The organism is Burkholderia sp. PvR073 (genome assembly GCF_054055695.1).
The window spans coordinates 292468-317116 of record NZ_JBSRXO010000009.1 but is presented as its reverse complement, the minus strand read 5'-3'; the positions used below and the strand labels follow the sequence as shown (position 1 = coordinate 317116).

Here is a 24649-nt window from a genome sequence, read left to right as displayed (position 1 = left end):
GCGCACGCGTTCCGATCGACGCGGTCAGTGCTGGATGCCCCAGCGGCGCACCGTCACGCGCTCGAGCGTATCGAACACGAGGTGCTCGACCAGCAGCCCGATCACGATGACGGCCGCGAGGCCCGCGAACACGCGGTCGGTGTACAGCTCGTTGCGGTTCTGGAAGATGTACCAGCCGAGCCCGCCCTGCCCGGCGCTCGCGCCGAACACGAGTTCCGCCGCGATCAGCGTGCGCCACGCGAATGCCCAGCCGACGCGCAGCCCCGACAGGATCGACGGCAGCGCGGCAGGCACCAGGATCAGCGCGATCTGCCGCGGGCCGGTGAGGCCGTAATTGCGCCCGGCCATCTTCAGCGTGGCCGGCACGCCGGCGAAACCCGTGTACATGCTGAGCGCGAGCGGCCACAGCACCGCGTGCACGAGCACGAACAGCAGGCTGCCGGTGCCGAGCCCGAACCACAGCAGCGCGATCGGCAGCAACGCGATCGACGGCAGCGGATTGAACATCGCCGTGAGCATCGTCAGCACGTCACGGCCGATGCGCGTGGACACCGCGAGCGACGTCAGCACGAACGCGAACACCACGCCGAGCGCATAGCCGCGCAGCAGCACCGACATCGAGATACCCGTCTTCACGAGCAGTTCGCCCGACACGATGCCTTGCACGAACGCGGCCAGCGTCGCGCCGACGGTCGGCACGAGCAGATCGTTCGCGACGATGCGCGCGATGATTTCCCACACGGCGATCAGCACGAGCGCGACGACGACGCGCCGAAACGCGCTCGCCCCGACGATGCGGCGCACCAGCGGCGCGGGTGCCGCACGTTCGGCGTCGGGCGGCGTGTCGAGCGTGCGCATGTATTCGGCGCGAACGGGCGGCAGCGGCGGCAGCGCCGGATCGATCGTGCTCATGATGCCGTGGCCTCCGTGGTCGATGCGGGATGCGTTCCCTTCGCCACGTCGGGGTCGAACAGCAGATGATGAATCCGCGCGACGCTGTCGCGGAAATCGCCGCTGCCGACGCTGTCGAGCGAATAGTCGTGGCTGTTGAGCTCCGCGCGCACGCGGCCCGGATGCGGCGACAGCAGCAGGATCCGGTTGCCAATGACGAGCGCCTCCTCGATCGAATGCGTGACGAACAGCAACGTGAAGCGGAATTCGTCCCACAGGCGCAGCAGTTCTTCCTGCATCTTGCGGCGCGTGAGCGCGTCGAGCGCCGCGAACGGTTCGTCCATCAGCAGCACGCGCGGCTGCATCGCCAGCGCCCGCGCGATCGCAACGCGCTGCTTCATCCCGCCGGACAGCGTATGCGGATACGCATCGGCGAACGCGCCGAGCCCAACCTTGTCGAGATAGTGCAGCGCACGCTCGCGTGCTTCGGCGCGCGACAGCTTCGCGGCCGCGCGCAACGGAAACGCGACGTTCTCGACGACCGTCTTCCACGGCGGCAACTGATCGAACTCCTGGAACACGACGATGCGATCGGGTCCCGGCCCGTGCACGGGCCGGCCATCGAGCGCGATCGAACCCGACACGGGCTCGATGAAGCCGGCGATCGCCTTCAGCAACGTGGACTTGCCGCACCCCGACGGGCCCAGCAGCACGAAACGGTCGCTGCCGTATACGTCGAAGCTGACCTGATGGGTCGCGCGGACGATCCGCGCACCGCTCCGGTATTCGAGGCTCACGCGATCGATCGCCAGCAGGCGCTCGCTGTGCGCGCGTGCCGGTGCGGCCTGCGGCGCGGGCCGGCTTGCGGCGCGTGCGTCGGTGGCGGGATGGGCGGCCGGCGCGGCCGCGCCGCGCGCCGCATACGGCGGCAAGCCGATTCGGGGAGAAGTGGCGTTCACGATCGAAACTCTTGGCGGGAAAGCATCAACATACGGCGGCGCGGCGCGCGACCCAACCAACGATTGCGCATATCGAAACCGCGTCGACGCATAAGCGTCGATCGCGACGTCGCAACGCCATCGCTCAACTGCCGCCGGCCGTCGCCGGATCGTCGAAGAAGTAGTCGCGCCACGACTTCGGCTCGTTGCGGATCGCGCCGGTGCGATACATGAACTGCGCGAGCTTCAGCGTGTTCTGCGGGGCCGTCTTGAACTGCACCTGGGGATTGCGCAGGATCTTCAGCAGCAATCCGCGATCGATCTTCGACCCGTTCACGCGGATATAGGTGTCAGCCGCGCGCTCGGGATCGGCGGCGATCTGGCGGGCCGCGTCGGCGAGCGCGGCGACGAAGGCGCGGTACGTCTTCGGGTTGTCGTCGCGGAATTTGCCGGTCGCGTACAGCACCGTCGCGGAACTCGGGCCGCCGAGCACGTCGTAGGAATTCAGCACGATGTGCGCGTTCGGATTGCCCGCGAGTTCCTGCTCCTGGAACGGCGGATTGCCGAAGTGGCCGGTGATCACGTTGCTGTTCGCGAGGATCGCGGCCGTCGCATCGGGATGCGGGATCGCCTGGGTCAGCGAATCGAGCTTGTCGAACTGCTTGTCGCCCCACTGCTTCGCGGCCGCGTACTGCAGCACGCGCGACTGCACCGACACGCCGACGGCCGGCACCGCGATGCGGTCCTTCGCGCCCAGGTCGGCGATCGTCTTCACGTTCGGGTTGCTGCTGACGAGGTAATACGGAAAATTGCCGAGCGACGCGACGCCCTTCACGTTCTGCCGGCCGCGCGTGCGATCCCACACGGTCAGGAGCGGCCCGACGCCCGCGCCGGCGATATCGACCGCGCCCGACAGCAGCGCGTCGTTCACAGCCGCCCCGCCCGACAGCCGCACCCAGTCGACCTTGATGTCGATGCCGGCCTTGCGCCCTTCCTTCTCGATCAGTTGCTGGTCGCGCGCGACGTTCAGCATCAGGTAGACCACACCGAACTGCTCGGCGATGCGGATTTGGCCTTCCGCGTGCGCGGCTTGCGGCGTGCCGACGGCGGCGCATGCCAGCGCGGCGGTGAGCGTGGCGGCCAGCGCGCGGCGCGCGGACAGGGTCGTGCGGCGCAGTGCCGGCGAAAGCGGAAACGACATCGGAACTCCAGTCAGGATGGGGACAGCGGGACGACGACGCGCGACGCTCAGAACGGTGCGTCGCCTTCGATCGTCGTGCGGTACAGCTTGCGGCGCAGATGGTCGGGCGTGCCGGCCGCGAGATGCATCAGCGAGCGGTTGTCCCAGAACACGAGGTCGTGCGCGCGCCAGTGGTGCCGGTGCAGATGCTCGGCACGCACGCTATGCGCGAACAGTTCGTCGAGCAGCGCGCGGCTTTCGTCTTCGGGCAGATCGACGATGCGCGTCGTGAAATGCTCGCTGACGAACAACGCCTTGCGGCCTGTTTCCGGATGCGTGCGCACGACCGGATGCACCACCGCCTCGACTTGCGCGATCTGCTCGGCCGACAGGTTCGGCCGCCACGGGCTGCGCGCCTGCAACTCGGCATAGCGCGCCAGATACGTATGCTCGGCACGCCGTCCTTCGACCGCGCGACGCAGGTGCGCCGGCAGCGTATCCCACGCGAGATGCATGTTCGCGAACAGCGTGTCGCCGCCCTCGGCCGGCAACTCCTGCGCATGCAGCAGCGAGCCGAGGCTCGGTTTTTCCTTGTACGACAGGTCGGAGTGCCAGAAATGGCCGGCATCGCCGAGCCCGATCGGCCTGCCGTTTTCGACGATGTTCGACACGATCAGCACTTCCGGATGCCCGGCCAGCGCGAACTGGTGCAGCACATGGATCTGCAGCGGGCCGAAGCGGCGGCTGAACGCGACATGTTCGTCCGGCGTGATGCGCTGGTCGCGAAACACCAGCACGTGATGGTCGAGATGCGCGCGATGGACGCGCGCGAAATCGGCGGCGCCGAGCGGTTGCGACAGGTCGATGCCGACGACTTCGGCGCCGAGCGGCGCATCGAACGGGACGATGTCGAATCGCTGCGTGCCGGCGTCCGGCGGCAACGCGGCCCGATGGCCGGCGGACGTCGATGCGGTGCGGATGGCGGGAATCGTCACGATACAGCCCCTGATTCGGTAAAAATGCGAATCTACGAGCGCGTGCCGGATGGCGTCAACGAAGCGATTCCGATACGTTTATCTGCTGCGGCGATAAGGATCGCTGCTCGGGCGGCGGGGCTGCGGGACTGCCGCCCGAATCGCGCACCTCGGTCCGACCGCCGTTGCGCCGATGCGATCTTGCACGCGTCGTTTCTGCAGAATTTACAAAAGCGGCATCGTCCGGCACCATCTGCGGGCACCCTGGCCCGTGCCGCAAGGCCGCCGGGCCTGTGTTGGATACGCGGCACGCAGCTTGCTCACATCCGCCCGAATATGGCAACGGCGACGGCGGTGGGACGCCGGCCGCAACCGGCATCGCCTGGTCGTGAGCTATGACACCTGACTCTCCCCTGCTGGAATCGGCCCTGATGCGGGCCGATCATTTCGTCCAGTTCTACGAATCCGACGAGCAGCTCGTGTCGGAGGTCGCGTCGTTCGCGGCCGATGCGCTACGCGACGGCGGCAGCGCGATCGTGATCGCGCGGGCCGACCGGCTCGCCGCGGTGCACGAACACCTGGATGCGCTCGGCACGGCAATCGGCGACGCGGCCCGCGACCGGCTCTTCATGTCGAGCGCGCAGGCGCTGCTCGACAGCTTCATGGACGGCGACCTGCCCGACCCGGCGCGCTTTCGCCGCTCGATCGGCACGATCGTCGAAGCCGCGATCCGCGCGGGCCGGCCCGTGCATGCGTTCGGAGAAATGGTCTCGCTGCTGTGCGCGCAGGACCGGTACGTCGGGGCCCTGCGACTCGAAGCGTTATGGGACGAACTGATCGCGCGGTACCGCTTCTCGCTTTATTGCGGCTATTCGCATGACGCGTTTCCGAGCGCCGAGCAGTCGGAGATGTTTCGCCACGTGTGCTCGCTGCACCGCCGCATCCTGCCCGCCGCGTCGCTGCGCAACGACGAAAACGAGCTGCACCTGACGCTGGCGCTGTCGCAGCAACGCTCGCGTGCGCTGAGCGACGAGATCCGCCGCCGCGAGGACGCCGAACAGCAACGCAACGGCGTCCTGATGCATGCGCCGTTGCCGATCGCGCTGCTGTCGGGCCCGGCGCACCGGATCGTGCTCGCGAATCACCGCTTCTCCGAGCTGTGCGGCCGGACCGACATCGTCGACCAGCCGCTGACGTCGGTGCTGCCCGGCGGCGATACCCCCGCGATCGTGCAGGCGCTTGAAACCGCCCGCGAGCAAGGCTGCTCGACGACGATCGGCGAGCACCACGACCGCCCCGAACCGGACGGCGGCGCCCGCGTGTACCGGCTGCATTTCAATCCGCAGCCGCTCGCGGACGGGCTCGGCGTGATCGTCAGCGCGGTCGAGGTGACCGAGCACGTCGCCGCCCGCGAGAAGCTCGTCGCCGCGAACGCCGAGCGCGATCGGCTGCTGGGCGAACTGCGCGACGCGAACCAGGCGAAGGACCAGTTTCTCGCGGTGCTCGGCCACGAGCTGCGCAATCCGCTGACGCCGATCTCGCTCGCGCTCGAGCTGATCCGCAACCGCGACGGCCAGGCGACGCCGAACGAGATCGCGATCATCCAGCGGCAGCTCGATCACATGGTCCGGCTGATCGACGACTTGCTCGACGTGTCGCGCATCACGCGCGGCAAGATCACGCTGAAGAAGGAAGCCTTGCGGCTCGCGGACATCGTCGACCGCGCGGTCGAGGTCGCCAGCCCGCTGCTCGAGCAGCGCCGTCACCGCCTGCATGTCGACGCCGATCCCGACGCGCGCTGCCACGGCGACCCGGTACGGCTGTCGCAGGTGGTCGCGAACCTGCTGACCAACGCGGCGAAATACACGATGCCGGGCGGCGACATCACCGTGCGCGCCACGCACGGCGCGGACGGTGCCGCGATCATCGAGGTCTGCGACAACGGCGCCGGCATTCCGCCCGACCGCCTCGACAGCATCTTCGAGCCGTTCTACCGGCTCGACGGCGAAACCAAGCAGGCGCACGGCGGGCTGGGCATCGGCCTCGCGCTCGTGCGCAGCCTCGTGAACCTGCATGGCGGCACGGTGCGCGCGGACAGCGCCGGCCCCGGCTGCGGCAGCACGTTTACGATCGCGCTGCCCGAATACCGGCCGAAAGCCGTGGCGGTGGTCGCGCCGCAGCCGCCGCCGGGCATCCGCGAGATGGCGCCGGGCACCACCGGCCGGCGCGTGATGCTGGTCGACGACAACGAGGATGCCGCGTCGACGCTCGCGCAGTGGCTGCGCGACGCCGGCCACGAAGTCGCCGTCGTGCACGACCCGGTGACCGCGCTGGCCGCCTACCGCGCGTACCGTCCCGACGTCGCGATCCTCGATATCGGGCTGCCGGTGATGGACGGCTACGAGTTGCTGCGACGGCTGAAAGCGATCAACGAAGTCACGACGTGCGTCTTCCTCGCGCTGACCGGTTATGGCCGCAACGCGGATCGCGAACGCTGTCTCGCCACCGGGTTCCTGCAGCATTTCGTGAAGCCGGTCGATCCGGCCGCGCTACATCTCGCGATCAGCCTGCCCCGAACGAGCGGCGATGCGCACGGCGGCACGGGGACGGCGACGGGTACTGGTACTGGTACTGGCGCGGAAGCCGGACGCTGAACGCGGCACGGGTGCGGGACACGGCCCCGTCGACGATCGGGCGGCGGCGCGCGGCTCAGTTCTCCGATGAACAGCGGACCGATGTCAGGCCGGCCGACTCCAGCGTCCGGATCAATTGCGGCAGCATCACATCGGTGTTGGTCGGTTCGCGCCACTGCACGAGCAGTTCCTCCTCGCGCAGCGCACGCGCGACCGTTTCGTGAAAGCCGCGCGTGCGGCACGTGAATCCCGCGGCGTGCAGCCCGCTCGTCAGCCGATCGCGCGCCGTCGAGCCGAGTTCGTATTCGACCGTGACCCGCGCAGTCCTGACGCTGCGCAGACGCTGCTCGACCAGCCGCAGTGGCCACACGACCAGGAGTGCGAGCACCAGCCCGAGCGCGCCGAGCGACAGCTGGCCGCCGCCGATGCACAGTCCGATGACCGTGACGAACCACAGCGTCGCTGCCGTGGTCACGCCGGATACGAGACCGTCGCGATGCAGGATGGCGCCGCCGCCGATGAAACCCATGCCGGTCAGGATGCCGAGCGGCAGCCGCATCGGGTCGATCGTCGCAAACGCGCCGTCCGGCTTGCCGGCCTGCAGCAGCAGCGCATTCACCTGCAGCATCGACAGGCACGCGGCGAGGCAGACGAGGATCGTCGTGCGCAGCCCGGCCGTCTTGCCGGATTCGCTGCGATCGAGGCCGACCAGCCCGCCCGCGACGAGCGCCAGCGCGATCCTGACGAGGACCTCGTTCCAGTGAAGTACGACCGGCATCGGCTCCATGCGCGCCTCCATGCACATCGTCATGCGAGATGCGTCGCGATACGACCGCGGACGACGCTGGCGGGGCGCAAGGTTCGGACCCATTCGCGCGTGCGGTGCGCGACGCCGAATCACATTCTCTGCGTATCCGATCGGATACGAACATAGCCTCACGCGACGATTGAACGCCGCGCCGTTCCCGATCGGGTACGAAATGACGTGCCGATTGCCGTAAACGCATCTTCGTTCCTGAACGGATACGAAATGATGCCCGGGCCGGCGAGTTGTGCAATACTGTTCCCGATCAGATACGAAGCACGGAGAACGTCATGTCGGAGTCCCAGTCCGTCGACACGATCGGCGCGCTCGCCCACCTCATCCGCGCGACGCGGCTCCAGCAGGGGTTCACGCGCGACGAACTCGCGAACGCGACCGGGCTGTCGCCGAAATTCATCAGCCAGGTGGAAGCCGGGAAGCCGACCGCGCAAATCGGCAAGGTCATGCTGCTGCTCGGCGAACTCGGCGTGCGCCTGTACGCCGAGTCGTCGGTCGAGATTTCGGAAGCCACCGCGCTGAAGGCCGCGCAACGCCGCAGGAGCAGCCATGGCGGCTAGAACGCTGATCGCCTCCGCCAACGGCGTGCGCATGGGCACGCTGACCGACGACAAAGGTGTCTGGTCGTTCGCGTACGACCCGCAATGGCTCGCGGCCGCGGCCGCGTACCCGCTGTCGCCGGCGTTCGCGCTGCGCGCGGACACCTTCACCGACACGTCGACCGATCGCCCCGTCCAGTGGTTCTTCGACAACCTGCTGCCCGAGGAAGGCATGCGCACGTCGCTCGCCCGCGAGGCGAAGGTCGATGCCGCCGACGCGTGGGGCCTGCTCGCGTACTTCGGGCGCGAATCGGCCGGCGCGTTGACGCTGCTCGCCGACGGCGAGCGGGAAGCGCCCGGCAGCCTGCAACCGCTGGCGCTCGACGAACTCGAGCGCCGGATCCAGGCGATGCCCGAGCGCGCGCTGACGGCCACCGCGCCCAAACGCATGTCTGCGGCCGGCGCGCAGCAGAAGCTACTGCTGGTGCTGCGCGGCGACGCGCCCGACTACACGCTGTACGAGCCGGTCGGCAGCGAGCCGTCGATGCACCTGCTCAAGCCGGACATGCGCGCGGCCGGCTACCCGCACTCGGCGATCAACGAATTCTTCTGCATGAAGCTCGCGAGGAAGATGGGGCTCGACGTGCCCGACGTGCACTTCCTGCGCGCGCCGTCCGCGTGCTACGTGATCGACCGCTTCGACCGCGACGTCGCGTCGGCGCCGGCCGGGCGCGTGCATACGATCGACGCGATGCAGCTGCTCAACTACGACCGCGGCTTCAAGTACCAGCGGGCGAATGCGCAGGAGCTCGCCCGCGCGATCGACCGCACCAGCACGCGCGCGCTGGCGCGCCTGTCGGTGTTCCGCTGGACCGTGTTCAACGTGGTGGTCGGCAATGCCGACGCGCATCTGAAGAACCTGTCGTTCTTCGTCGACGCGCGCGGCTACCGGCTCGCGCCGTTCTACGACATCGTAAGCACGGTCGTGTATCACACGCCGACGCACCGGCCCGACTATCGCGGCGATCATTGGCCGCACTGCGAACTGACGATGCCGCTCGGCAACGCGACGCGGTTTGCCGATATCGATGTGGATGCCTTGATCGCATTCGGCCAGGCGCTCGGGCTCAGGGACAAGGCGGCGGCCAGCGAGCTGCAGCGCTTTCTCGAGCCGCTCGATCGCCACGTCGCGCAGACGCTCGACGAAGTGCGGGAGATCGCGCGGCCGGACGCGGGGGAGATGCGATTGCTGAATTCGATCGTCGCGATGCCGATCGCGGAGATGGGGCGCGCGCTTCGGCCGAAGCGCGATTGAACCGGGATGGGTGGAAAACTGCGCCGACGGGCACTGCGCTCCGCCGCCCGCGCCGGAACACCCGCTCGGCGGCGCACCGCGAAGGCGCCGACTCCCGTCAGCGCAGCGGAGGATGTTCGATCGCCGCGAGCGCGTCGAACGCGTCGGCTTGCTGAAACTCCGCCCACGATTCCGGTCCCGCCTCGATTTCTTCCACCGTCAGCAGGCACGCGTCGAGTTCGCGGCGCAACCGTCCGTGATCGATTGACTGCCCGATGAACACGATTTCCTGCCGGCAATCGCCGACCGGCTCCACCCATTTTTCCAGCACGCCGGCGCGGCGATAGTCGTCGCGTGGCCAGTCCGACTGCGGCACGAATCGCCACCAGCGGCCGACATAGCCCCACTGGAACCGCCCCCCCGTCTGCACGAGCATGCCGATCTCCGCATGGCGGTGCGCAGCCCACGCATAGCCTTTGCAGCGAAGTAGCCGACCGTTGGTCCACGGCCGCCGCAGCCATGCGAGCAGGCGCGCCGGATGAAACGGCGCACGTTCGCGATAGACCCACGATCCGATTCCGTACGTGTCGGATTCCGACGGTCGTTCGTCGACCTGCATGTGGCGCATCCATCCCGGGGATTCGACGAGCGCCGGCAAATCAAAGCGCCGGGTATCGAGCACGTCCGACGGATCGATTTCACCGTCACGCATCGGCAGAATCCGCGCGGATGGATTCAACGACGCGAGCACCGCGCGCAGCCTGTCGAAACCCGCATCGCCGATCCGATCGAATCGGCTGACGAGGACGACGTTCGCATACTCGACCTGTTCGATCAGCAGGTCCGACAGCTGGCGTGGCTGCCCGGTTTCACTTCCGTTCGAGGCCAGTTCTTGCGACGTGATCATGTCCTCGAACGTCTCGCCGTTGACTACCGTGACGAGCGTATCGAGCCGCGCGAGTTCGCTGAGGCTGAAGCCGTCGCGATCGAGGAACGCGAACGTCTCCGCGACCGGCATAGGCTCCGAGATTCCAGTCGACTCGATCAGCAGGTAATCGAAGCGCTGCTGTCGCGCGAGCGTGCTGACCTGATCGAGCAGATCGGCGCGCAGCGTGCAACAGATGCAGCCGTTGCTCATCTCGACCAGCTCGTCCACGCCGCGATGCAGCTCGACGTTGCGTCGCACATCGTCGGCGTCGACGTTCACGTCGCTCATGTCGTTGACGATCACGGCCACCTTCAGGCCGGCGCGATTGCGCAGGATGTAATTCAGCAGCGTCGTCTTCCCGGCGCCGAGGAAGCCGGACAGGACCGTCACCGGAATCCGCGCCGGCGGGCCGGCCAGCGCGGGTTGATTCGCCAACGCATTCATGCGCGCGTCTCCGGCGCGCGATCCAGGTAGCCTTCGAACAGATCGGCCACGACATAACCGTCGTCGGCGGCGTCACCCCACAGATCCCTCACGCGGAATTCGACGTGATAGGTCGGCTGATGCGCGGCGCCGGTGTCGCCGTGGCCGATCGCGTCCGGGAACGGCCACGATTCGGTCGTCCGGTGCAGCACGACGCCTGCCTTTCCTCGCACGTAGCCCGGTGCCCGGATGTGTCCGCTCACGTATTCGTCGCGCACGACGACGCGATCGCCGACCTCGAACCGCATCGGGCCGACAGGCGCCGCCCGGCCGACGGAGTGCGCCGGGTTCGCGAGCCGGAAGTGCGAACCGAGCGCGCGGTCGAGTTCGTCCTGCGTCAGCACGCAGGTTTCGACGAGCAGCGTCGCGGTCGCGATCACGTAGCGCTCGTAGTAGCGCGTGCCGACATGCTGGCGCACGTCGATCCGTTCGACCGCGTGACGCACTTCGTCGACGCTGAACTTTTTCAATTGATCGACACCGACGAACATCAAGCTGTATGCGAGATGTTCCCAGTCTTCCTTGAAGACCGGCTTGTAGCCGAGGCTGTTGATCGTGTGCGGCACCCGGCCGAAGCCCTGGAATCCGCCGAGGTCGTGAAAGCCGTCCATTTGTGATCTCCGAAATGAAGGTCGATAAGGGAATGCGCCGCGGATCAGCTCGCGCGCGGTAGCGCGACGCCGATCAGCACGTCCTTCGTGACAAGCGTTCGCAGTTGTTCCTCGGTCATGTGCTCGGTGCCGACGGGCCGCACGGGCAGCACCAGGTAGCGGCTTTCGGCCGTCGTGTCCCAGACCTTCACGACGACGTCGTCGGGCAAGTCGGTACCGAGTTCGCGCAGCACCGTACGCCCCTCGCGGACGAGCCGCGCACGGTATTCGAAACCCTTGTACCACTCGGGCGGCAGCCCAAGCACCGGCCAGTTCGTGCACGAGCACAGGCTGCAGACGATCACGTTCTTCAGCGTCGGCGTATCTTCAAGCGCGACGATGTATTCGCCCTGCGGGCCGGTGTAGCCGAACTGCGCACACGCGGCGGTACCGTCCTCCAACAGCAGCTCGCGAAACCCCGGATCGGCCCACGCGCGGGCGACGATCCGCGCGCCGTTGGCCGGGTCCCAGGCCGTCGACATCAGTTCCGTCAGGCCTTCGATATAGCCATCCGGGATCAGGTTTTTCTCTTTCATCACGCGAAACAGCGCCCAGGCGCGTTCGCCGGGCGTCGATGCTGTTTCTGCAGAGTGGTTCGCGCTCATCGTGGGGCTCCTCGTGGGGGTTCGGGTTGACCGCCGCCACGCCGCTGCTTCCCTGGCGGGGCGCGGACACGTCGTATCGGTCACGCTCGACGACTAGGGTAAGAAGAGAAAAAGCGCGGTTCTTTGCCGGCACGGATCGGAAACTGTGCTGAGACGGATCCGACACCTGCCTTTGTTGCGACTGCATGGCATCGGCGGCAGAGGCCCGCCCCAGCCAATTTCTTGTTCCGCCGGAAAACAGAATCGCGGATTTTGCCTCCCTATTCTCACCCTCAAGCGACGGCCGTTCGATGTCGCGAATCGTCGGCGCACCCGATGCGCCGAGGGATAACAGCGTGCAGCACACCACGACTCCGGCGTCCGGCAACGGCGCGCGTTCGTCGCACATCGGACGCGATGGTATCTGCGCATCCAGGCAAGGGGCATGATGGACAACGTCAACAGAATGAAACTGAAGCGAATCGCGCACTGGATCGGCGCATCGCTGCTGGTAGTCGCGTCGCATTACGCGGGCGCGGTCGAGGTCGATCCGGGCGACTACGAGCAGTACCCGGCCGGCGCGACGATCGGCGTGCTGTATTACAACTATTCGGCGACGAACGCGTACTACGCGAACGGCAGCAAGACGCCGGATTTCGACCTGCAGTCGAACATCGGCATCGCGCGCCTGCTGCACGTATTCCAGCTTACCGACCGGCTGACGATCGATCCGCAGGTGCTGCTGCCGTTCGGCCACGTGAGCGGCTTCGGCAATGCGAGCGCGCTCGGCAGCACGACCGGTGTCGGCGACGTGATTCTGACCGCGCCGCTGAAATTCCGCCTGAACGAAGCGAAGGACGTGATCGCCGCGACCGTCTACCTGTATGCGCCGACCGGAAGCTACGACCAGAACCGCGGCCTGAATCTCGGCGCGAACCGCTGGTCGCTCGACTTCCAGGCCGCGTACGTGAAGCATTTCTCGGCGCAGTGGGCGCTCGATCTCGTCGGCGACGCGATCTGGTACGGCAACAACACGTCGTACGGCGCAAGCGGTGCGACGCTGCATCAGCGGATGAGCTACAGCGCGCAGGCGATGGTTCGCTACATGCCTGATCCAGGCACCTCGCTCGGCGTCGGGATCACGCAATTTTGGGGCGGCGAAACGAGCGTCGACGGTGTCGACGGGCATGACGCGCTGCGCACGACGCGGATGCGGCTGACGGCGTCGAAGTTCGTGACGAAGGCCGACCAGGTACAGATCCAGCTCGGCACCGACCTGAGCGTGCGCAACGGGCCGAAGAACAGCCTGCTCGTCGGCCTGCGTTACGCACACATTTTCTGACGATGAGCCGGCGCCGGATTCAGCTTCCGGCGCATATCGATTCACTTTACCGACGGTTGATTCGTCGACACCCGACTCCCTTTCCAATGAGGCCATGCATGGAATCCGCAATCGATAAACACCTGGTCTGCCCGCGCACGCTGTCACGCCGTGTCGCCGACGATTACCAGCCGCCGTTCCCGATGTACGTCGCGCGTGCGTCCGAAGACCTGAGCCAGGTCGTGATGGGTTATTTCGGCGTGCAGTATCGCGGCGCCGACCAGCGCTCCGCCGCACTGGCCGCGCTGCGCCGGATCGTCGCCGATTTCGATGCACCGGACGGTCCGGGCAATCATGATCTGACGCAGCACACCGACAACCAGGGCTACGAGAATCTGATCGCCGTCGGCTATTGGCGCGACCCTGACGCATACGCGCGCTGGATCGTCTCGCCGGCGGTCGCTGAATGGTGGGCCTCCGACGCGCGACTGGCGGACGGCATCGGCTACTTCCGCGAGATCGTCGCGCCGCGCGCGGAACAGTTCGAGACGCTGTACGCGTTCACGGACGATTTTCCCGGTGTCGGGGCGATCATGGACGGCGTCAGTGGCGAGATCGAGGAACATGGTTACTGGGGATCGATGCGCGACCGGTTCCCGCTCTCGCAAACCGACTGGATGAATGCGGACGGCGAATTACGGATCGTCGCGGGTGATCCGGCACGCGGCGGCCGCGTGGTCGTGCTCGCGCACGACAACATCGCGCTGATCCGTTCCGGGCAGGACTGGCGTGCGGCCGAAGACGACGAACGCCGACTGTATCTCGACGAGATCGAGCCGACGCTTCGCAGCGGGATGGAATTCCTGCGCGACAACGGCGTCGACGTCGGCTGCTATAGCAACCGCTACGTGCGGTCGATCGATCTCGACGGCAATCTGCTCGACGAGAGCTACAACATCGGCCACTGGCGCTCGCTCGACCGCCTCGAGCGATGGGCAGAGTCGCATCCGACGCATCTTCGGATCTTCGTCACGTTCTTCCGCGTCGTCACCGGGCTTTCGAAGCTGCGGCTGTATCACGAGGTGTCCGTATTCGACGCGAAACATCAGGTCTACGAATACGTGAACTGCCATCCTAAAACCGGGATGATGCGCGACGCCGTCGCCCGCTGAATCGTGCCGGCGACGCGCAGTTCAAGCGGCGCCGCCTTACCGAACTGGAGAATGTCGATGACCATCAAACGCCCGACCCGCGAACAACTTTCCGACATCGCAGCCGGCTTCGGCTTTCATGTCGATGCCCGGCAGCTCGCCGATTTCGACGACGCGCTGCAGGCGAATTTCGACGCGTACGACGCGATCGACGCGCTGCCCGACTATCTGCCGGCCATCGCGTATCCGCGCACGCCCGGCTACCGCCCGGAAGGCGACGAGAACCGTTATGGCGCGTGGGCGCGCAAGAGCACGATCCACGGCGCCGCCGACGGCAAGCTGCGCGGCAAGACCGTGGCCGTGAAAGACAACATCTGCGTCGGCGGCGTGCCGATGCGCAACGGCGCGAGCACGTTCGAGGGTTACGTGCCCGACGTCGACGCGACTGTCGTCACGCGGATGCTCGACGCCGGCGCGACGATTGCCGGCAAGTCGACCTGCGAGTACTACTGCTTTTCCGGCGGCTCGCATACGAGCGCGTCCGGGCCCGTGCTTAATCCGCGCAAGGCCGGACATTCGGCCGGCGGTTCGTCGTCCGGCAGCGGTGCGCTGATCGCGAGCGGCGAAGTCGACATGGCGCTCGGCAGCGACCAGGGCGGCTCGGTGCGGATTCCGTCCGCGTATTGTGGTGTCTACGGAATGAAGCCGACGCACGGCCTGGTCCCGTATACCGGCGCAATGCCAATCGAGGCGACCGTCGACCACCTCGGGCCGATGACGAGCAACGTGCTCGACAACGCGCTGTTGCTCGACGTGATCGCCGGTGACGACGGGCTTGATCCGCGCCAGCGGGCGCTGCCGCCGCGCGCCGACTATCTCGGTTCGATCCGGGACGGCATAGCCGGCCTGCGGATCGGAATCCTGCGCGAAGGGTTTGGACTCGCGAATGCGGAGGCGGTCGTCGATGAGGCGGCGCTCGTCGCCGCGCACCGGTTGCGCCAGCTTGGCGCGAACGTCGACGAGGTATCGGTGCCGTTGCATGCGGCCGGAATGGCGATCTGGCTGCCGATCGCGGCCGAAGGCGCGACTCAGCAGATGATGAAGGGCAACAGCCACGGCTTCAACTGGGGCGGTCTGTACGTGACTGGCATGATCGATCATCACGCGGGCTGGCGCGAGCGTGCCGACGAGCTGCCGGATACCGTCAAGGTGACGATGCTGCTCGGAGAATATTTCACGAGCCGGTATCGCGGCCGTTATTACGCGAAGTGCCAGAACCTCGCACGGCGGCTGCGTGCGGATTACGACACGGCCCTGCAATCGTATGATCTTTTGTTGATGCCGACCGTGCCGATACGCGCGTCGAAACTGCCGGAGCCCGGTTGCGCGATGTCCGAATCCCTGACGCGCGCGTTCGAGATGCTCGCGAATACGGCACCGTTCGACGTATCCGGACATCCGGCAATGTCGCTTCCCTGCGGGATCGCGGAAGATCTACCGATCGGACTGCAACTGGTCGGGCGTCGCTTCGACGAGGCAACGATCTACCGGTGCGCCTATGCGTATGAACAGTCGTCCGACTGGCGCCAGGCGACGTTCGCATAATGAGCCGGGCCCGTCGGCGCACCCGTGTCGCGTCGGCGGGCAACGCGGCGCAAGCTGTCGACCTGGTTGGACAACGCGTTTTTGAACGGGCACGCTACTCGCTGCCGTTTGCTCATCCATGTGGGGCACGATCATGACAACACCTTCGATCCCTCCCTTCCCCGGTAGCGAGGCCTTTAGCCTCGCGCCAGGCGGTGCGCCGTTCGAATGGACGCGTTCGTCAATCGAGGTCGCGACCGACGGCTCGGTCAGCCAGCGCATCGAATTCTGGCGCGAGATGATCCTGCGCCTGTTTGCGGATGTGCAGATCGCGGCAGTCCAGAAAGACGATTTCTTTGGCCGGGTGCGGCAGCGCAAGTGCGACAAGCTGCGGATCTCGGATATCCACGCGAGCGAGCAGGCGGTGACCCGGCGCTTTCGTCAGGCGCGTAGCGAGTACGAGGACAAGTATTTCGCGGTACTGATGCTCGAGGGTAGCCAGTCGGTCGAACAGGACGGCAAGATCGTCACACTGCGTCCGGGCGATTTCGCGGTGTACGACGCGACCAGGCCGCATCACCTGCAGTTCGGCCAGTCGTGGCGCGAAATCGTCGTCAGCATTCCGCGCACGACGCTCAACCAGCTCGTCGTCGGGATGGAGCATCGTACCGCTTGCCCGATGCCGACCGGGCAAGGCGTCGGCTACGTGATGCGCGGGTTTCTCGAACAGATGTCGTCGCAGATCCGCCACGTGTCCGAGGACGAGATGCTGCAGTTGTCGGATACCGCAATCTCGCTGATCGCGATGACACTCGGGAGCCTGCAGCGCAACGACGTCGCGCAGTCGCGGATGAAGGCGCTGACGCTCACGCGCGTGAAACGGCACCTGCTCGAACATCTGCGCGACCCGGAATTGAACCCCACGATGGTCGAGCAGGCGACCGGGATATCGTCGCGGTACATCAACAAGCTGTTCGAGGCGGAAAACACCTCGCTGATGCGCTACATCTGGAACCTGCGGCTCGAACGGTGCGCGGAAGATCTCGCGAATCCGCAATGCGGAGTGCTGCGTGTGTCCGACATCGCGTTGCGCTGGGGATTCAACGACATGTCGCATTTCAGCCGAGCGTTCCGCGAACGGTTCGCGATGGCGCCGCGGGCGTGGCGCCGGCAAGGTGATGCGGGGGCGGCGAGTTGACGGTATGGCGGTTCTCCCGCCGATCCAATTGTCGGTATTCGCTACGGAGTGCGCTCCGCGCCTGAGACGCCGCTCGTTGATGCCGAGGTGTTTTTGTTTCGATCCATCAGGATAAGTATTCTTATCACAATGCCTCGATTATCGATCAAAACTCAAGCGCACCGAACCACGTCAGATGTGGCCGGCACGCACGAGCCTCACCTGCCGATCGGCAGCCCCGTCGGCTCGATCCACCCGAGCCGGTACGCGATCAGCAGCGACAGGAACAGCGTGATCGACAATCCGACACGCGCCGCGAGCGACCACGCCATCCGCTTGCTCCTGCCGCGGTCGTGATTCATGAAATACAGCGCGAAAATCAGGCTTCCGATAATCAGCGCGAACGCCACCGAAACCAGCGCAATCTTCATCGTTGATGCTCCTCCAGGCCCGAATCGGCCTTCAGCAGTTCAGTCAATCTTTGCCGCTCGGCAGCGACGTCGGCCACACCCGACGCCGGCCAGTCCAGTGCCACGCCATTGCTCAGCGAATCGCGCACGAGCGTCTGGTAACGCCGGTCGCTGATGCGCCCCTGGTCCAGCGCTTGCGAGATCTCATGTCGAAACGGTAGCGGAAAGCTCGCGTATCCGCGCGACAGCGCCGCATATTGCCGCGCGTCGATCTCCTTCGACGACGGCACGACGGCCCACACCACGACGGCCACGATGGCAGCGAAAGGAATCGCCGTATAGCGGAGAACGAACTTGATCGGGGTCATGAGGCGGATATCGACGTAACGGCGAAGTAGCGGGGAAATAGCGGCGAAACAACGCCGCATGGACGGCGCACGCGGGCCGTATGGAACCGGCAGCCGCCCGGGCAAGCCGCGGCCGGCAGCGTCCTGCCGACATTGTACTTAAAGCCCAATTCAGCTAACAGAGTATGATAATGTCATTATCATGTCTTGCAGATGATTCGAGCAACCCGGCCCCCTTTGCCGGTGGCCCGCGCGGCCGCCTCGCACCGGTGTCGGTCGTCCTGTCCGTGCCCGCCATCCGGGCGATTGAGCGTACCCTATGCCAGCGCAGTACTTTCGAAGCCTCACCGGAAAACACCGCAGCGCGACCGCGAACCGTCAGCTCGGCTTTTCGCTGGCCTTCGTCGCGGGCGCGGCCAACGCCGGCGGCTACCTGGCGGTCAAGCAATACACGTCGCACATGAGCGGCATCGTGTCGGCGATCGCCGACCAGACGGCGCTCGGCGACATCCAGCTCGCGCTGGCCGGCATCAGTTCGCTGGCGTCGTTCCTGATCGGCGCCAGCTGCTCGGCGATCCTCGTCAACTGGGGGCGCCGCCGCGGCCTGCAGAGCCAGTTCGTGCTGCCGTTGCTGGTCGAAGCCGTGCTGCTGCTCCTGTTCGGGCTGCTCGGCAGCCATCTCGCGCTGTGGGAAACGTTCTTCGTGCCGGTCACGGTCACGCTGCTGTGCTTCATCATGGGTCTGCAGAACGCGACGATCACGAAGCTGTCAGGCGCGGAAATCCGCACGACACACGTGACCGGCATCGTGACCGACCTCGGCATCGAGCTCGGCAAGCTGTTCTACTGGAATCGCTCGGCCGTCGACGTGGACGCGCACGCGGTGATCGCCAACCGTTCGAAACTGAGGATTCACGCGACGATGCTCGCGTCGTTCTTCGTCGGCGGGCTCGCCGGCGCGATCGGCTTCAAGCATGTCGGCTACGTGGCGACCGTGCCGCTCGCCTGCCTGCTCGTGATGCTCGCGGCGATGCCCCTGATCGACGACCTGCTTGCGTGGCTCGAACGCCGGCGTTGAGCCGACGCACACGCTGCAACGGCGCATTGGGCCCCGGCGCCGAAAGCGGATGCATTATAATTTGATTAACATATCGACCACCCTGCCGCACGATGGAAACGAAAACCGCCCGCCTGACCGTCCTGATCGATCCCGCCAAGAAAGAAGCGTTCGAAATGCTCTGCGCGGAGCAGGATCTCACGCCGTCGCAAGTCGTGCGTCAGTTGATCCGCGAGTATCTCGACAAGCACGGCGTCACGTACAAGACGAAGAGCGCGCTCGGCAAGCGGATGAAGTAACGCGCACGAGCCGGCGCGCCGCGCTCAGGTGCAGATTTCCCATCGTGCATGTTCACGCGCGCGCCAGACGAGCCGCTCGGGAGCGATGCACTCCCCTTCCTTCATGCGCCGGGCAGTGGGCGACAGCTTGAGCTCGCCGGCCGACGCGAACCCCAGCGCGCGTTCGAGCAGGGTGCGCAGCGACGGCAGCGGGTTGCCGTTCTTCCACGCGAACGCGATGAAGTTGTTGTCGTCGCCGCACGGCAGCAGCGCATACGAATCGTCGAACACCTCGCGCAATTGCTCGAGATGCCGCGGCAACGCCGGATCGTCGTCGATGAAGTTGATCGCGAGCACGCCCGTTTCGCTCAGCCGCGCACGGCACGCGTCGAAAAAGGCGGTGCCCGTGCAGCGGCCCGGCATGCCGTCGGCGACGAACGCGTCGTGCAGGATCACGTCCGCCTGCACCTCCGGCCTGTCGATGTAGTCCGCGCCATCCGCGCAGATCACGGCAAAGCGTGCGTCGTCTTGCGGAATCCTGAACACGTCGCGCAGCGCGATCACGTCCGGGTTGATCTCGACCGCGTCGATCGCCGTATCGGGCAGGTGGCGATAGCAGTACTTCGCCAGCGATCCGCCGCCGAGCCCGATCATGCAGATGCGCGCGGGCGCAGGCTGCAGCAGCAGGAAACCCATCATCACGCGCGTATAGCCGAGTTCGAGCCGGACCGGATCCTTCAGCGACATGAAGCTCTGCGTGCCGAAGTGGTCGAAGTGCAGCGAGACCGTGTGCTTTGTCTCGAGCACGAACGGACGGCCGTCGTTCAACGGCATCGCCAGAAACCGCAGGAATGCGTCATAGGAAATTCGATCCTCGCTCATGCTCGGCAGCCTGGGTAATCGGAGAGTCGGTCGAACCGCGTGCGGTCAGACCTTCTTCAGGTAGCAGGCCTTCAGCATGAAGCCGCCCATGTCGGTCTTGCAATCGACTTCGTGATCGCCGCCGACGAGCCGGATGCTCTTGACCTTGGTGCCCATCTTCAACGTGATCGACGAGCCCTTCACGCGCAAGTCCTTGATCAGCACGACCGAATCGCCGTCCGACAGCACGTTGCCGTTCGCGTCCTTAACGACGTCGCCCGCGGGTTCGTCGCCAGCGTCGGCGCCGGCACCGGCCGACCATTCATGGCCGCAGTCCGCGCACACGGTCAGCGTGCCGTCCGGGTAGGTGTTTTCCATCGCGCATTGCGGGCAGGCGGGGGCGGCGTTCATTGCAGCTTCCATTCGGTGGGAGTTCGGGTCAATCGAAAAAAAATGCCGGGCACGCAGCGCGTGGCCCGGACCGCGCATCGCAACGGCCCGTCGACAGAGCGACGGGCCGTCGACAGAGCGACGGGCCGGCCGTTATGCACACGGCATTATAATGCAATACACATAATTCAGTTGTCGTATTATAATCGTCTACTTTCGATCATTCGCCGGACTTGATGGCGGTTTCGCTGAGGATGTCGACATGTTCGAGATGAATGATGCTCCGGTGTCGGGCGCGCAATGCCCGGCGCCCCATCGGGAAGCCGTGTCCCGTGCCTGCCGGCCGGCCGTTGCGCGCCGTTCCAGCGACCTTCTCCGGGACTGATCCGCATCGTGGCAACCGTCGTCTACGTTGAAATCGGCCCCGCATGGAACCGCGGCCGCGCAATTGCGTCGCGCGACGCGATCGTCGCGGCGGCACACCGCTTCAAGAGCGACATCCTGCTGCTCGCCAACGGGCTCAGCGGCAGCGCGAAGGACGCGACGGCCATCGCGGCGCTGCAGATGCATGGCGGCACGTCCGCGCAGGTGCTCGCCACCGGTCCCGACGAGGAAGCGGCGCTCCACGCGCTGCTGCCTTTGCTGCAGGCGGGTTGACACCACGTCGCCCGACCCCACGGCCTCGTGCCGTTCACCCTGAATCACCACTCTCCGAGGAAGCGATGAACGACAACGTCATGTCCAACACCCCCAACCTGTCGGCCTCCGCAATCTGGGCGCTCGAGCGCCTCGCCGATGTGCGCTACGGACGCGATGCGCCGGCGCTCGGCTGGTCGGTCGAACAGGAACTCGTCGGCGCGGGCTTCGTCAGCCATGCGACGAACAGCCGCTCCGGTGCGTCGATCACCGCGCACGGCCGCAGCTTCTTGAAGAGCCGCAAGTAGGAACGGCGGGCGCGGGCGCGATGCCGCTTCATGCGAAGCACACGGGCGTGTCGATGTCCTCCGTGACGCCGTCCGCCGACAACCCGCCGCGCCCGAGTTTCGCAACACGCTGCCGGTGATCGACTCGCATTCGTCGAGCGCCCTGCGCCACGGTCAGGCCGCGATCTCGTCGTGCGACCTGACCGTGCCGCCAGCCGCGGACGTCGGCGACGGCCTCCGCTCGATGCGATCGCATTCCCCGAAGCAGGCAGGGATGGGCAGCCGCACCGCGGTTTCCGCGGTATCGTACGGGACCCTGGCGCGGCGCACGGCCCCGCCTTCCCTGCCCCTTCCACATGGAATGCCCGAATGACATTCAGCGCCCTGCCGCCCGTCATGTCTCCGCCGGTTCTCGACACTCCCCGCCTGATACTCGAAGGCCATCCGCTCGGCGACTTCGACGCGCTCGCCGCGATGTGGGCCGAGCCGACCGTCGTCGCGCACATCTTCAACGGCGAGCCGTCCGCGCCGCGCGACTCGTGGATGCGGCTGCTCGCCTATCGCGGACTGTGGCCGCTGCTCGGCTACGGCTACTGGGCGATTCGCGAGAAGGCATCGGGCCGCTACGTCGGCGATCTCGGCTTCGCCGACTTTCACCGCGCGGTCGAGCCGTCGATTCGCGGCGTGCCGGAAGCCGGTTGGGCGCTCGCGAGCTGGGCGCACGGCAAAGGTTACGCAACCGAAGCGCTGTCGCATGCGCTCGGTTGGCTCGATGCGCAGAACCGGTTCGAACGCAGCGTATGCCTGATCGCGCCGACCAACGTCGCGTCGATCCGCGTCGCGGAGAAGGCCGGGTATGCCGATCCGGTACGGATCCGCTTCAACGACGCCGATTCGCTGCTGTTTTCGCGCGCGGGCCGGTAATCGCGATGCCCCGCGCCGGCCGCCGCAGTGCGGCCGATGGAGCCGATGCGGCCGATGCAGCTATTGCGCGCGCCGCGTCGACCGGCGCATGTCTGATGCGCGACGCGGGCGTATCCGTGCCTGTTCCGACAGGGAACGGACTCACATGAACAGCGCGCCGCGCGAACGCGCCGCCGTCACGCGTCGGTCGGCCGCTCGCTGACCGACGGACCCGCCGGATCGTGCGGTTCGCGCGCGAGGCCTTGCGCGAACACCTTCAACCCTTCGAGCAGCGGCGTCAGCGCGTCCCACAGCGCTTCGTCGTGCAGCAGCCGGTATGCGCCGCGCACGCCGGGCGCGACGTGTTCATGCTCGGCCGGCTTCCACGCGCCGATGTGATGCATCGCATCGGCGGCCGCGAACACGGCCTTGCCGAACTGCTCGGGCGGAATGCGCGACAGCGCCATCATGAGCGCCGCAAGGTTCTGCACACCGATTTGCGTGCCGGGCTTGTCGAACGCGCCGACGAACGTCTCGGCCATCTGCGCATTCGCGCTGACGACCTCGTTCGCGAAGCGCAGGAAGCCGTGCCGGTGCAGGCTGCCGAGCAGGCTTTCGAGCGCGTGGTGCGCGTCGGGTTCCGGTGCGGGAGGCGGCGTGCCGGGGGATGGGCGATCGGTCATCAGCTGTTCTCCGGATGGGGCGCCGCGCAGCCGTCGTTGCGGCAGCCGCGCATGCGCCGGATTCGTGTCGTGCTTCGTTCACCGCGCCCGCCGGCGCGAGGCCGATGCCGCCGTCAGTGCACCGGGCCGCCAGGCGGCGCCTTGTATTCGCTGTGTGCGCCCATCGCGTCCTCGACGGTCTTCACGCCATGCACCGCGGCCACGCCGTCGACGACAGCATGCCGTTCCGCTTCCTCCACCTGCCCGCTCAAGCGCACATGCCCGTGCGCGACGGTCACGTCGACGTCGCGCGCACGCCCGACCAGATGACCCAGCGCGGCGCGTACGCGTTCGGCGACCACCACGTCGTCCGCGTCACCCGCGAGCCAGTCGGCGCGCAGGCCCGCGATCGCGCCGCGCGCGTGGTCGGCCGCACGCTTCGCCTGCGTATTCGCATAGTCGAGCACGCCGTGCCGGCTCGCCGCGGCCTTGTCGCGCACGTAGGCGCGCCGCCGCCGGCCCGACGCCGGATCGAAGAAGTACATCGCCGCCGCGCCGCACGCAACGGCCACCGCAAGATTCAACAACGGATTGTTCGAACGCGTTCTGGAAGTCATGGGAGCACCGTAGTCGAGATACCCGGAACCGCCGGGCTTCGTGGTCACGAGCAGCATGTGCCGTTCCTCGTCCGTACGCCGCTGCCGCGCGTCCGCCCGGGCGGCATCCTGGTCGCCTTGCCCGGCAACCGCGCGATCGAATTGACGAGCGAAATGACAAGCGCTTGAAAATTCCGCGGCCGGCGGCCGGCCGGCACGGACGGATGGTGCGGCGCAGGACGGCCCGCGTGCGCGGCGCGCGACGGGGCGCTAATCGCGCCGTGAGGGTTCCGCCCACCGCCCACTCGCCGCCCGATGCGCACGTCCCGGCACTGCGCGGCATGCGCACTGCTGGTCGCGGCCGTTGCCGCGCTGCCGGCGTGGGTGGGAGCAGGTTCTTGGATCCGCGTCGAGGCAACACGTGTCACGGCGATACGTGCGCATCCGAGTCGAGGGCGATAACGCGTTTGACCGTTAGTTGCGATTTGGAGGTGCCGTCTAGATCCGGAAAGCGGAAACGCCGCGCCAATCATCGGTCATGCCTGCGCGATCCGCGTGGACGCTGCAACGTAACCCGCCAGTGACACGCGACCGCCCCCTAGCCGGCGCTCACGGCGCCGCGCCGTGCTCCCTCTGCCAGCGCTCCATCAGCGCGATCTCGTCGCGCTGCGCGGCGATGATGCGGCTCGCGAGCTTGCGCAGCGTCGGGTCCTTGCCGTATTTCAGCTCGGCCCGCGCCATGTCGATCGCGCCCTGGTGGTGCGGCATCATGTGCGCGACGAAATCGCGATCGGCGTCGCCGGTGTACGGTGCGGTTTCCATCGCTTCCATCATCCTGTGGTCCGCGCGCTTGTACGCTTGAGTCGGTGTTTCGGGCACGGCCATGGGGGTGGGCGGGCGCAACTGGCCCCACGCCGGCAGCGCGGCAATGGCCGCGACCAGCAGCGCGCATGCCGCGCAGTGCCGGGACGTGCGCATCGGGCGGCGAGTGAACAGATCCATGTCGTGACTCCTCGAAGGTTGAACGGCAGACGCACGCCGCGCGGCGGACCGAGCTCGCCTACCGCCATCGTGC

27 protein-coding genes are annotated in these 24649 nt (G+C 66.7%); 12 read left to right on the top strand and 15 right to left on the bottom strand.

Features of this window, described 5'->3' with window-relative positions; all coding sequences use genetic code 11:
• Positions 1-24 precede the first annotated feature (24 nt).
• The 4 genes from ACVK00_RS25560 to ACVK00_RS25545 all read right to left on the bottom strand — a co-directional run bounded on the left by ACVK00_RS25560 (position 25) and on the right by ACVK00_RS25545 (position 4004).
• Positions 25-912 carry an ABC transporter permease gene (locus ACVK00_RS25560; RefSeq protein ID WP_284895889.1) on the bottom strand — a complete coding sequence of 296 codons (888 nt, stop codon included), beginning with the start codon at positions 910-912 and terminating at the stop codon, positions 25-27.
• Positions 909-1850 carry an ATP-binding cassette domain-containing protein gene (locus ACVK00_RS25555; RefSeq protein ID WP_435521289.1) on the bottom strand — a complete coding sequence of 314 codons (942 nt, stop codon included), beginning with the start codon at positions 1848-1850 and terminating at the stop codon, positions 909-911. The genes ACVK00_RS25560 and ACVK00_RS25555 overlap by 4 nt, the downstream gene beginning before the upstream one ends.
• A 124-nt stretch (positions 1851-1974) precedes the next feature.
• Positions 1975-3030, bottom strand: coding sequence for an ABC transporter substrate-binding protein (locus tag ACVK00_RS25550; protein WP_284895893.1), 1056 nt, complete (start codon positions 3028-3030; stop codon positions 1975-1977).
• A 47-nt stretch (positions 3031-3077) separates the two neighbouring features.
• A complete protein-coding gene (locus ACVK00_RS25545) occupies positions 3078-4004 on the bottom strand; it encodes a TauD/TfdA dioxygenase family protein (RefSeq protein ID WP_284895895.1) in 927 nt (308 codons plus the stop codon).
• A gap of 410 nt (positions 4005-4414) precedes the next feature.
• Here ACVK00_RS25545 and ACVK00_RS25540 point away from each other — a divergent pair, with 410 nt between their 5' ends.
• Positions 4415-6637 carry a hybrid sensor histidine kinase/response regulator gene (locus ACVK00_RS25540; RefSeq protein ID WP_354123327.1) on the top strand — a complete coding sequence of 741 codons (2223 nt, stop codon included), beginning with the start codon at positions 4415-4417 and terminating at the stop codon, positions 6635-6637.
• Positions 6638-6692: 55 nt separating this feature from the next.
• Here the strand turns inward: ACVK00_RS25540 and ACVK00_RS25535 are convergent, their stop codons facing one another.
• Positions 6693-7403, bottom strand: a complete 711-nt coding sequence (locus ACVK00_RS25535) for an MgtC/SapB family protein (protein ID WP_229050886.1) — start codon at positions 7401-7403, stop codon at positions 6693-6695.
• A 308-nt stretch (positions 7404-7711) separates the two neighbouring features.
• On the opposite strand from ACVK00_RS25535, the gene ACVK00_RS25530 reads away from it, so the two are divergent.
• On the top strand, positions 7712-7996 hold the full coding sequence (locus ACVK00_RS25530) for a helix-turn-helix domain-containing protein (RefSeq protein WP_006752887.1): 285 nt from the start codon (positions 7712-7714) through the stop codon (positions 7994-7996).
• The gene (locus ACVK00_RS25525) at positions 7986-9290 is read left to right on the top strand and encodes a HipA domain-containing protein (protein WP_284895901.1); all 1305 of its coding nucleotides are present in this window, start codon (positions 7986-7988) and stop codon (positions 9288-9290) included. Before ACVK00_RS25530 ends, ACVK00_RS25525 begins: the two co-directional genes overlap by 11 nt.
• Positions 9291-9387: 97 nt before the next feature.
• Here the strand turns inward: ACVK00_RS25525 and ACVK00_RS25520 are convergent, their stop codons facing one another.
• From ACVK00_RS25520 to nthA, 3 genes are read right to left on the bottom strand one after another with little or no spacing between them, the layout of a single operon-like run.
• Entirely contained in the window at positions 9388-10641 is a 1254-nt protein-coding gene (locus ACVK00_RS25520; protein ID WP_284895903.1) for a GTP-binding protein, read from the bottom strand.
• Complete coding sequence (gene nthB / locus ACVK00_RS25515; RefSeq protein WP_284895905.1) at positions 10638-11291, bottom strand: nitrile hydratase subunit beta; 654 nt, start codon at positions 11289-11291, stop codon at positions 10638-10640. Before nthB ends, ACVK00_RS25520 begins: the two co-directional genes overlap by 4 nt.
• 44 nt (positions 11292-11335) lie before the next feature.
• Positions 11336-11935 (bottom strand): nitrile hydratase subunit alpha, encoded by a 600-nt coding sequence (nthA, locus tag ACVK00_RS25510; protein WP_284895907.1) that lies wholly within the window; start codon positions 11933-11935, stop codon positions 11336-11338.
• Between the two features lie 424 nt (positions 11936-12359).
• Here nthA and ACVK00_RS25505 point away from each other — a divergent pair, with 424 nt between their 5' ends.
• From ACVK00_RS25505 to ACVK00_RS25490, 4 genes are all read left to right on the top strand, one after another.
• Complete coding sequence (locus ACVK00_RS25505; protein WP_350227443.1) at positions 12360-13256, top strand: transporter; 897 nt, start codon at positions 12360-12362, stop codon at positions 13254-13256.
• A gap of 98 nt (positions 13257-13354) precedes the next feature.
• The gene (gene oxdA, locus ACVK00_RS25500; protein ID WP_284895910.1) at positions 13355-14407 is read left to right on the top strand and encodes an aliphatic aldoxime dehydratase; all 1053 of its coding nucleotides are present in this window, start codon (positions 13355-13357) and stop codon (positions 14405-14407) included.
• Between the two features lie 57 nt (positions 14408-14464).
• Positions 14465-15991 carry an amidase gene (locus ACVK00_RS25495; RefSeq protein WP_354123326.1) on the top strand — a complete coding sequence of 509 codons (1527 nt, stop codon included), beginning with the start codon at positions 14465-14467 and terminating at the stop codon, positions 15989-15991.
• A 133-nt stretch (positions 15992-16124) separates the two neighbouring features.
• Positions 16125-17168 carry an AraC-like ligand-binding domain-containing protein gene (locus ACVK00_RS25490; RefSeq protein ID WP_284895914.1) on the top strand — a complete coding sequence of 348 codons (1044 nt, stop codon included), beginning with the start codon at positions 16125-16127 and terminating at the stop codon, positions 17166-17168.
• 197 nt (positions 17169-17365) lie between these two features.
• On the opposite strand, the gene ACVK00_RS25485 is transcribed toward ACVK00_RS25490, so the two are convergent.
• Positions 17366-17578, bottom strand: a complete 213-nt coding sequence (locus ACVK00_RS25485) for a twin transmembrane helix small protein (RefSeq protein ID WP_006752898.1) — start codon at positions 17576-17578, stop codon at positions 17366-17368.
• Positions 17575-17925 carry a hypothetical protein gene (locus ACVK00_RS25480; protein ID WP_228910794.1) on the bottom strand — a complete coding sequence of 117 codons (351 nt, stop codon included), beginning with the start codon at positions 17923-17925 and terminating at the stop codon, positions 17575-17577. The genes ACVK00_RS25485 and ACVK00_RS25480 overlap by 4 nt, the downstream gene beginning before the upstream one ends.
• Positions 17926-18223: 298 nt before the next feature.
• Between ACVK00_RS25480 and ACVK00_RS25475 the strand changes: the two genes are divergently transcribed.
• Positions 18224-18982, top strand: coding sequence for a YoaK family protein (locus ACVK00_RS25475; protein WP_284895921.1), 759 nt, complete (start codon positions 18224-18226; stop codon positions 18980-18982).
• A 92-nt stretch (positions 18983-19074) separates the two neighbouring features.
• Positions 19075-19260: a ribbon-helix-helix protein, CopG family gene (locus ACVK00_RS25470; RefSeq protein ID WP_006752901.1), complete on the top strand. Its 186-nt coding sequence runs from the start codon at positions 19075-19077 to the stop codon at positions 19258-19260.
• A 24-nt stretch (positions 19261-19284) separates the two neighbouring features.
• Here ACVK00_RS25470 and ACVK00_RS25465 read toward each other — a convergent pair whose 3' ends face one another.
• Together ACVK00_RS25465 and ACVK00_RS25460 are read right to left on the bottom strand one after the other, a co-directional pair.
• Complete coding sequence (locus ACVK00_RS25465) at positions 19285-20121, bottom strand: spermine/spermidine synthase domain-containing protein (protein WP_354123325.1); 837 nt, start codon at positions 20119-20121, stop codon at positions 19285-19287.
• Between the two features lie 45 nt (positions 20122-20166).
• Positions 20167-20511 carry a zinc ribbon domain-containing protein YjdM gene (locus tag ACVK00_RS25460; RefSeq protein WP_006752903.1) on the bottom strand — a complete coding sequence of 115 codons (345 nt, stop codon included), beginning with the start codon at positions 20509-20511 and terminating at the stop codon, positions 20167-20169.
• A gap of 372 nt (positions 20512-20883) precedes the next feature.
• Between ACVK00_RS25460 and ACVK00_RS25455 the strand changes: the two genes are divergently transcribed.
• From ACVK00_RS25455 to ACVK00_RS25445, 3 genes are all read left to right on the top strand, one after another.
• Entirely contained in the window at positions 20884-21147 is a 264-nt protein-coding gene (locus tag ACVK00_RS25455; RefSeq protein WP_228910790.1) for an HPr family phosphocarrier protein, read from the top strand.
• 65 nt (positions 21148-21212) lie between these two features.
• Positions 21213-21434, top strand: coding sequence for a hypothetical protein (locus ACVK00_RS25450; RefSeq protein WP_228910789.1), 222 nt, complete (start codon positions 21213-21215; stop codon positions 21432-21434).
• Positions 21435-21782: 348 nt separating this feature from the next.
• Positions 21783-22337, top strand: a complete 555-nt coding sequence (locus ACVK00_RS25445) for a GNAT family N-acetyltransferase (protein WP_354123324.1) — start codon at positions 21783-21785, stop codon at positions 22335-22337.
• 176 nt (positions 22338-22513) lie between these two features.
• Here the strand turns inward: ACVK00_RS25445 and ACVK00_RS25440 are convergent, their stop codons facing one another.
• The 3 genes from ACVK00_RS25440 to copM all read right to left on the bottom strand — a co-directional run bounded on the left by ACVK00_RS25440 (position 22514) and on the right by copM (position 24576).
• On the bottom strand, positions 22514-22999 hold the full coding sequence (locus ACVK00_RS25440; RefSeq protein ID WP_284895930.1) for a DUF1641 domain-containing protein: 486 nt from the start codon (positions 22997-22999) through the stop codon (positions 22514-22516).
• 113 nt (positions 23000-23112) lie between these two features.
• Complete coding sequence (locus tag ACVK00_RS25435; protein WP_350227444.1) at positions 23113-23595, bottom strand: BON domain-containing protein; 483 nt, start codon at positions 23593-23595, stop codon at positions 23113-23115.
• Positions 23596-24183: 588 nt separating this feature from the next.
• A complete protein-coding gene (copM, locus tag ACVK00_RS25430) occupies positions 24184-24576 on the bottom strand; it encodes a CopM family metallochaperone (protein ID WP_284895934.1) in 393 nt (130 codons plus the stop codon).
• Positions 24577-24649 lie beyond the last annotated feature (73 nt).